The 8708-nt window shown below is 43.1% G+C and carries 7 protein-coding genes and 1 pseudogene; 5 read left to right on the top strand and 3 right to left on the bottom strand.

Translation table 11 applies throughout. The features are described from left to right. Positions 1-217: hypothetical protein (locus WN50_RS36465; protein ID WP_235441057.1), on the bottom strand; the 217-nt coding region annotated here is incomplete at its 3' end. Between the two features lie 1254 nt (positions 218-1471). Here WN50_RS36465 and ndhL point away from each other — a divergent pair. From ndhL to trpA, 3 genes are read left to right on the top strand one after another with little or no spacing between them, the layout of a single operon-like run. Continuing rightward, entirely contained in the window at positions 1472-1705 is a 234-nt protein-coding gene (gene ndhL, locus WN50_RS21110; protein WP_046278961.1) for an NAD(P)H-quinone oxidoreductase subunit L, read from the top strand. Next, on the top strand, positions 1705-2028 hold the full coding sequence (locus tag WN50_RS21115) for a DUF3007 family protein (RefSeq protein ID WP_046278962.1): 324 nt from the start codon (positions 1705-1707) through the stop codon (positions 2026-2028). Before ndhL ends, WN50_RS21115 begins: the two co-directional genes overlap by 1 nt. Before the next feature lie 59 nt (positions 2029-2087). Then, positions 2088-2906, top strand: coding sequence for a tryptophan synthase subunit alpha (gene trpA, locus WN50_RS21120; RefSeq protein WP_046278963.1), 819 nt, complete (start codon positions 2088-2090; stop codon positions 2904-2906). Between the two features lie 661 nt (positions 2907-3567). Here the strand turns inward: trpA and WN50_RS21125 are convergent. Together WN50_RS21125 and WN50_RS21130 are read right to left on the bottom strand one after the other, a co-directional pair. Then, entirely contained in the window at positions 3568-4512 is a 945-nt protein-coding gene (locus tag WN50_RS21125; RefSeq protein ID WP_046278964.1) for a glycosyltransferase family 2 protein, read from the bottom strand. A 23-nt stretch (positions 4513-4535) separates the two neighbouring features. Continuing rightward, positions 4536-5552 carry an Npun_R2821/Npun_R2822 family protein gene (locus WN50_RS21130; RefSeq protein ID WP_046278965.1) on the bottom strand — a complete coding sequence of 339 codons (1017 nt, stop codon included), beginning with the start codon at positions 5550-5552 and terminating at the stop codon, positions 4536-4538. A gap of 79 nt (positions 5553-5631) precedes the next feature. Between WN50_RS21130 and WN50_RS21135 the strand changes: the two genes are divergently transcribed. Together WN50_RS21135 and WN50_RS21140 are read left to right on the top strand one after the other, a co-directional pair. After that, on the top strand, positions 5632-6846 hold the full coding sequence (locus tag WN50_RS21135; protein WP_046278969.1) for a glycosyltransferase family 4 protein: 1215 nt from the start codon (positions 5632-5634) through the stop codon (positions 6844-6846). Between the two features lie 83 nt (positions 6847-6929). Further along, positions 6930-7808, top strand: a pseudogene (locus tag WN50_RS21140) (hypothetical protein); the annotation flags it as partial. Positions 7809-8708: the final 900 nt, after the last annotated feature.

An 8708-nucleotide genomic window follows, 5' to 3' on the forward strand; every position in this document is an offset into this window, starting at 1 on the left:
ACCTAACAGTTAAAGAAAGTGAAACCAAACAATTATCTTTCACTGTTGGGTTTCGTACCTCAACCCAACCTACACAATAAGAGTGAAAAAAGAATTCCGAAAACGCGAAGAACTGGGTGGCTTTTTTTAGGATGTCCCTCTCCTCCTTGAGGATGCGGTTCTCGCGCCGAAGCCGTTCGTTCTCCAGCGCAAGCTCGCGATCCTCGGGGGATACCACATCCGTTTTCGGGGATTTTTTCTGATCCCCCCGGCTACGCCACCCCCCTGACCAAGCCAGGGTGTTTTCAAAGTCGGGGGTAAAAAAGAAAATAAAAGTGATCTTTTTTTGGTAAAATTTAAAATAGATTACTTTTATTTGATTTAAAAAAGTTATGTTAAACAGTATAATTGCACAACGCCCTTAAGGGCGACTTTTATGGTAAAATCAAAGAGGTAGAAAAACCCGCCTTGTCCCATAAATACTACAGAATAGAAGATTAGGTTGGAACTCCTTTAGTTGAGGGCAGAACAAGGGAAGTCTTCAAGTCAATGAGAAAATCNTTAATAGTCGCGGGAGGACATTCTGAGACTTGAAACGGACGTGGAGGAAGGCATAAGACTCCGGTTATTGAAGCAGCGTCCGGCGAAGCGTCAACCCCCCGCACGCGACCACCCGTTAAAGGTGGCTATGTTTATAATTAATTCTACATTTAATTTTACGGTGCTGGTTCATATTTTGCAGGGATGATGTGTGTTGTTATGTAATATTCTATTTGAGAAATAATTCAGCCAAGCCACTTTTACTAAATCTTTAACTTGTTTCAAAAGTTAGATAAAAATATTGAGTTTTTGTTTTGTATTTTTTTTACGACAGGAATCTATTACTGATGACAAATAATTAGTTAATGTACATCAGACATTTATAGATGAGTTTTAAATTTTAAGGTTTTAGTTAGTGGGGGCGGTGGGACTTGAACCCACACGACCGTTTAAGGTCAACGGATTTTCATCCTCTCGCAGCTTTCGCTACTGCCGTTGAACATCTGTCCAAACAGCTTTGAGAATTGGACTCTCCCTTTACCCTCGCCTTTACGTTAGGGTAGCTCCCGTCGAGTCTCTGCACCTTCCTAGTCCATGAACTAGGCTTGGCTCAGGATTGCCTTGTCTGTCTCCAGATTTAGGTTTCCCTGAATTTGAGAGCCGTCACTTAAGGGATTTCTCACCTCAAGGCTCAGTTTTCTAAGTCCGTAGCGTCTACCATTCCGCCACGCCCCCAAGTTTTCACTGGTTCTATTCTGTCTTTTTCAGACAGTGTTCTACACTATAGCACAACAAATTCAATTTGTGCAAGTTTTTTGAGGAGAAGTTGCAAATCTCATCTCAAAAGCCACTGAGATAACAATTCAAGACAGCGCGAGGGTGTAATAATGGTTCAATGTGTGAAAGATGCTATCACACCTGTTTTATCTGTTGTTGAATCTCAATCACAACTATGTCTATCACCTCTCCCATCGCGATTACCTTGATTCTGTACGTTGCACTAGCGGGTGCGTATCTTTTAGTCGTTCCGGCTGCCGTGTATGCTTACCTCAACAGTCGTTGGTATGTGGCAAGCTCCTTTGAACGGGCTTTCATGTACTTCTTGATGTTCTTCTTTTTACCCGGTATGATTGTCCTCGCCCCATTTTTAAACTTTCGTCCCAAAGCCCGACAGATTGAGAACTAATGCGACGAATTGATGCAATTGCCATCGGAATCGGAGTCTTCGCCGCCGGGGGCATCGCCTATCTGATCTTACAAGCGATTGGCCTAGAAAGTATAGATGCCGGGATTTGGAGTCAAGTCTTATTAGTCGCTGCTTTGGTGGGTTGGTTATTGAGTTATCTGTTTCGGGCGCTCACCCAAAACATGACCTATAACCAACAAATCAAGGATTACGAAGATGCAGTCTTGCAAAAACGGCTCGAAGAAATGACACCGGAGGAGTTAGCCCAACTCCAAGCCGAAGTCGAACAAGAAAAACAGCAGCGTCAAAATCGGGAAAACTAGCCCTTTCTCCCTTTCCCGGTTGCTGATTTGAGATTCGCTCCCCACCCAAACGATAAACTATGATTTCTGTTTCTCAAAAATTTGAGTCTTTGCGATCGCCATCAACGGACTCAACACACCGCCACTGTGCTTTAATTCCCTTTATTACCGCAGGTGATCCGAATCTCGAAACCACCGCTCAAGCGTTGCAGGTTTTGGATCAAAATGGGGCGGATTTAATTGAGTTGGGGGTTCCCTACTCTGATCCCTTAGCAGATGGGCCAGTCATTCAAGCGGCGGCGACTCGCGCTTTACAACGGGGAACTCGTTTAGAAGCCGTCTTAGAAATGCTACAAACCGTTAGCCCCAATATAAAAGCACCGATTATTTTATTTACCTATTACAACCCGATTCTGCATCGGGGAATTGAACCGTTTTTGCAGCAAATTTATGATGCTGGGGCGCGAGGCTTAGTGGTTCCCGATTTACCTTTAGAAGAAGCACCGAGTCTGTTAAAACCTGCGAGTCAAATGGGGATAGAAGTCACGCTATTAGTGGCGCCAACTTCTCCCAAAGAACGGATTGAATTGATCGCCCGTCAGTCTCAAGGGTTTATTTATTTAGTCAGTGTTACTGGAGTCACCGGAATGCGGACTCAAGTGCAAACTCGGGTTCAAGATTTACTCCAACTGATGCGAAGTATAACTGATAAACCCATTGGGGTTGGGTTTGGGATTTCTCAACCGGAACAAGCCCGCTCCTTGCGCGACTGGGGTGCTGATGCGGTGATTGTTGGGAGTGCAGTGGTTAAACGTTTAGCTGAAGGAACACCTTCCGAGGGTTTAGAGGCGATCGCTCAATTTTGTTCGAGTTTAAAAGGGGCAATTTCTGGGGACTAGAATCATTTATTATTAATGATTTGAACTCAAATCTGCTAGATCTATAAATACAAGAATCACCCCAAGTTTTGTTTGGGGTGGGTTTATTTGATGACCCTGATGTTAAATTTTTTTATAGATGACCCCGATCAATTAACCCTCTAATCAACTAGCTGATGAATAGACCAGATTACAAATAACTGATGTCTTGTCCATTCAAGAAAGAAGAACGCTGGAAGTTTAGTGCTCCCATAAACACATAACTTCCAGCTCCTTGAAACCCTCGTAATGTGCCTTTCTATATTTAATTATTGCAGGCAGTTTTTGAGATTACAAGAGGTCTTTTGCAATCACCCACTTTTCTCGCTTGCTCCGACAGGAATTTCCTGAAACTCTCTCTGTATAAGGCTTGTAGGACTAGGATTTTTGAGATTATACTCATGTTTTTTGTCTCAATCTGTCCCATTTTTCACCCAGTTGACAAACGGACAGGGATATGGTACTTTTCAACAACAATTGAGCGAATATAACATTCTTTTAAAAGGAATTGAGGGGTAATCCCTATATTCAATATATCCAATTCTGGATAGGCAGTAAACCGATCAGTCTCATCTCTCCTTTGAATGAAACCCTTAACGGGTTTGATGGGTTCAAATTCAAGCCTTAATGATCATAGACGCAACTAACGTATTTTTCGCAGCATCTCAAACGCATTTCCCCGCAAACCCATAGGAAGCAAAGACAGCAAAAGTCCTGTCCAAGCTTTCCCCCGTGAGTAAGACTGAGACTCCCAAACCAGTTGTTGTCCTTTTTGAGTCTCGCCGTTTTCAATTAACCGCAGTCCCAGTAAAAGTTGAGATTCTTGTAAACGCGATCGCCGGATATTTTCTAAAGCTTGATCGTCAAACTGATAACTGTTTAAATACTGAACTTTATCTCTAAGATAGGGAATAGCGCGATCAATTCCCTGTTGTTCACTATGGACGCGATATTCCATCAAACGTTCCGGGAGATAATAAGCTTTTTTTCCCGCTATTGCTAAACGGACTAATAAATCATTATCTTCGCAATTTTGAATATTAGGACGCATATATCCGACATCAAGTAACGCTTGACGGCGAAATAAAGTTGCGCCAATTTGAAAGCTTTGTTGAACAAATACAACTTGGAGTAAATTTTCCACTTCTCCGGCTTTTAAAGTGGTTCTTCCCCAGCGTTGGGAGTTGGTTTGGGTAGCGATTTCATCGCGAATATTATCAATATTAATAATCCAATGATCCGTTCCGACAAAATCAATTTGAGGATGTTGATCTAATATTTGAGTTGTTTTGGCGAGAAACTCCCGAGTCAGGCGATCATCATCATCAAACTTGATAAAATAGTCTCCGGTGGCGGCGTCAAACCCTGATCGCATATTGTTACTTTTGCCAATATTTTGAGGATGGCGAATATAGCGAATACGGGAGTCTGTTAACTCAGACATCATCTCGGAGGTTCCATCGGTGGAACCATCATCACAGATGATTAATTCAAAGTCTTGTTCGGTTTGTTGAAGAACACTGTTAATCGCCAAGGGGAGGAGATTAACCCGATTAAAAGTGGGAATGCAAATGCTAATTTTAGGCATTCGTTATGACTTGATGATACAGATCAAACCTTTTTTAACTTGTTAATAGAGCGTTGTACAAATCGATTAGCTTTCTCAAACAAACTCGGAGGCTTTAGTTTTGTGGGCTTCTGTTCAGGATGCTTCAAAAAGCGATAATGTAAAAACACATCTTGATAAGGAATATGAACATCTTCACCCTGAGATAAACGCCCAAAATCAACTGAAGAATAACCCATATAGTGAATGCGATGAATCGGTTTTAATCCATCCTGATTGTAGAGAACGTTGTCTATATTGACAAATGGATCAGCATTGGCGCAGTTGCCTGTTCTTTCTTCACCATTAGAACTTCGAGTAAAATTAAAAATGGGTCGGTTTGTCACCAAAGACATATAACTGAATAAATCAGCATCACACCACCAAGATAAAGAGTTAATCCATTCAATTTCGCGATGTTCAATGAGTCTCTTTTTTAACGTTTCCAATTCTTGAACTCCAAAAATTCCAGCCCGAGAACCGAAGAAACTAGAACAGTGAATTTTAGATCGTACCTCAGATTCAGTTAATCCACTATCTTGATAAACTCGATCAAAGTTAAAAGCGGCTACCTCTTTTCGCTTGGCGTGTTCCCAATCATCAAATACAAAATCGTATTCCTCTAGTTTAGTAAACACTTGATCGAGGGGCTTCATTGCTAGGCTATCAGCATCATAGAAAACAAACTCTTCAAACTCGCCATCAAAAGCGCACATTTTTCGCAGAAGATTACTTTTATTGTACCATTTTGCAATTTTTTTCTTTGATTGAGTTGCTCGGGGATGAGCCGCCCAAACTTCTTTGGCAAATTCTTCCCAGCGCTGCATTTCTGGATAATTCTCGTAAAGGGTTACATTTGCCCGAGCATTTATTTCGCGTTTAACTTTTTCCAAGCGATCGTCATAAGGGATCACGCAAACCGGAATATTTGAGCCAACATTAACCTCAATACTATTGAGCAAAGCCACTAACTGGTCAAAAACCACATCATTGGCTAAAGTATAAATGCCTTGGGATTCCATTCCTCCACTCCTAGCTCTTCTCAATTTGTTAATGATTTAAACTTATTTTTCACCCCCACCTATGAATAAATTACATCCTCTGAAAATTTTAATGATTTCTTCAACCTTTCCCTATCCTCCTAGTCGAGGGGGAACCCAAGTGCGAACCTTTAACTTGCTCAAATATTTGACTCAAAACCATTCTATCACTGTTGTAACTCAAAGATCCCCAGATGTCACCGATGTGGAAATTGAGGAGTTGCGAGAATACGTTGATCAATTAGTCGTTTTCCCTCGTCCTCAAACTTCAGCAGCAACAGGCGGAACTTGGGCAAAAATCAGGCGTTTTGGTCAATTTTTAACCCAAGGAACACCACCCAGCGTCTTGTCAAATTATTCTCAACAGATGCAACAATGGATTTTGGAGTTTGTGGGTTCGGGAAAATGCGAGGCGATCACTTGCGAACATAGCGTTAATGAAATTTATGTGCGTCCTCAATGGAAACAACATCTCAAAACCGTTGTCAACGTTCATAGTTCTGTTTACGGCACAATTCGCCAACAGTTGGAAACCCACAGGGCAGAAAAACCCCTGCGCGATCGCTTAAACCTTCCCCTACTGTATCGCTACGAACAACGCTACTGCTCAAAATTTTCGGCAATTGTGGCAACAACAGAAGAAGATCGTCAACAACTGCAAGCGTTCAACCCCAAAGCCCAATTTGAAATTATTCCAAACGGCGTAGACTTCAGTCTGTTTCCTCTGCGCCCAAAAGATCCGGGAGGACACCGATTGATTTTTATCGGCGCAATGGATAACTTAGCTAATATTGATGCTGCTCGTTATTTTAGTTTAGAGATATTTCCTCAAGTGCAACAGCGTTATCCCGATGCAACACTCGCCCTTGTGGGGGCTAAACCCGTCCCAGAGGTATCACAATTATCGACATTACCGGGAATAGAAGTCACAGGACGAGTCCCATCAATGGCAGAATATTTACATCAAGCAACTGTTTGTGTCATACCGATGCGAACAGGTTTTGGTATTAAAAACAAAACCTTGGAGGCAATGGCAGCAGGAGTGCCTGTAGTCGCCAGCGATCGCGGTTTAGAAGGACTCGCCGTTGACGGGGCAAATGTGCCGTTACGAGCCTTACGAGCCAACACACTGGAGGAATATGTCGCCGCCATTAGCCAACTTTTCGAGGATGCTCAACTCAGACAACAACTCTGTGATCAGGGGCGAAGTCTGATCGAAAGCGAATACACTTGGGAACGAGCGGGTCAACGCTATGAACAAGTCCTACTGCGATAAATTGTTCCTCAACGACACAGTAGGGTAAAAAAAGAGAGCAAATAGTAGATCGGAAACCCTGGACAATAGGCGGAGAGCTGACGATGAACAACAAGTTTCACCGAAGAAACCGAACACCCAAAACCCCCCCTCAAATGGTGAGAATCCTGTACCGAATCGGATGGCTACACCCAAAACCCAAAGGTAGCGAAACCTCTGCTGTAGCCCCCATTCAACAGACGTCTAAGCCTTCACGTCGTCGGCAGAGATTACCCCTGCCCAAAAACACTATCCTAAAAGCTGTGTGGAAAAAGTGGATGGCTGATGGAGTTGCTTTTGCTCTGTTATTGGGCGGATCAACTTTACTCGCCGGCGGTGCTTGGTTTAGTTACAAGTTGATTTTAGATCCCGATGTCGGAATTTGGCTCAATCAGTTTTTACCGGCTTGGACTCAAGTTCCCTTACAACCCCATGACGCGATCAAAACCCTTGATCAAGTGGGCCTTAGTCTCGAAGAACAGGGACTTACCATTGGAGAAAGCTTATCCTTACCCCGATCAGATTCTCCCCAATCTTCTCACGCTCTGTTAGAAAATAATCCCTACTTAAACTTCCTCAAACCGTTTCTCTTACCCCCTGAGAAGCTGGTGCAGAATTCGCCGGATTTGTTAGTTCCGGTGATGAAAAAACGCGAACCTTCTCAAGTTCATCCTTGTCCTACAGTTTGTCAGGAAATCGTCGAACTGCGAGTTTACAAAGCGGTGCAAATCCCCTACGAACGTCCGGGAAGTGAACCTTATTATCGCTTGGTTCATCAACTCGAAGCTAATGGGCCTGCCGAATCCTTTGTACTGGCTTCACTGATTAGTAATCGCACCAACCAACAAGGGTCAAATAAACCCCTTCCTCTAACCCGGATTCGTCAATTTAGCGGTAAAGCACCCAGCTTTGGGGTTTGGTTTAGTATGGGTGGTGAACGGGTGNATCCTTTGTACTGGCTTCACTGATTAGTAATCGCACCAACCAACAAGGGTCAAATAAACCCCTTCCTCTAACCCGGATTCGTCAATTTAGCGGTAAAGCACCCAGCTTTGGGGTTTGGTTTAGTATGGGTGGTGAACGGGTGATCGGACAAAAGAACGTGCCTTATGGACAGGTGATTCATTACAATCCGACTTATTATTATCTCAGTACCATGTTGGAGTGGAAAAGTTCAGCCGGACAGCAACCGATTTGGGAACAAGTCACCGGAAATAGTGAACCGGAGTTGCTGATTGAGGAAACCATTGGACTTGAACCCCAATTTAATATTTATCAAGTTAAACCTCGTCGGTTTGTTCCGAATCCGATTCAGCTTGCGGATATTTCTTTAGATGAACAAGTGATTGATAATTATGACTATCGTAAGGCGTTAAGACTGGCTCGTAGTGGCCTATGGTCTCCCGCTTTAGAGTTAATGAAGCCACTCAAAGAAAATGTTGGAAAAGATGATTCTTATCCTGCAAAATGGCCGGCAGTCGCTCAAGCTCAATTAGATTTGATTCAATTTCATGCTAATATTACAGATGCTCAAGCAGGTGCATCCTGGGCGAGTCCGACGCAAAAAGTCCTTGCAGGTTTAATTGATGGTCGTTGGACAGAAGCGTTGGATGTGGTTCAAAATGAACGGGTCAACTCTGAGCAAATTAATACACTTTTACAGGCTGATGGCGGACGCTTAAAAACTCGCATTCAAGCGGCTTTAGTTGAAAGCCCAGAAGAACCCGATTTGCAAGCCTGGGGTGCCTTAATTGTAGCAGCTCAAGAGGGACGAAATCAAGCGATCGCTTGGTTGGATGAACAGTCTCTCGCCACCAGCGAAAATAAGATTCGGATTCAAAAAT

This window comes from Limnoraphis robusta CS-951 (assembly GCF_000972705.2).

Coding starts and splice junctions, on each gene's coding strand:
- trpA (WP_046278963.1), top strand. CDS start 2,088: ATGATTTCTGTTTCTCAAAAATTTGAGTCTTTGCGATCGCCATCAACG.
- WN50_RS21125 (WP_046278964.1), bottom strand. CDS start 4,512: ATGCCTAAAATTAGCATTTGCATTCCCACTTTTAATCGGGTTAATCTC.
- ndhL (WP_046278961.1), top strand. CDS start 1,472: ATGTCTATCACCTCTCCCATCGCGATTACCTTGATTCTGTACGTTGCA.
- WN50_RS21115 (WP_046278962.1), top strand. CDS start 1,705: ATGCGACGAATTGATGCAATTGCCATCGGAATCGGAGTCTTCGCCGCC.
- WN50_RS21130 (WP_046278965.1), bottom strand. CDS start 5,552: ATGGAATCCCAAGGCATTTATACTTTAGCCAATGATGTGGTTTTTGAC.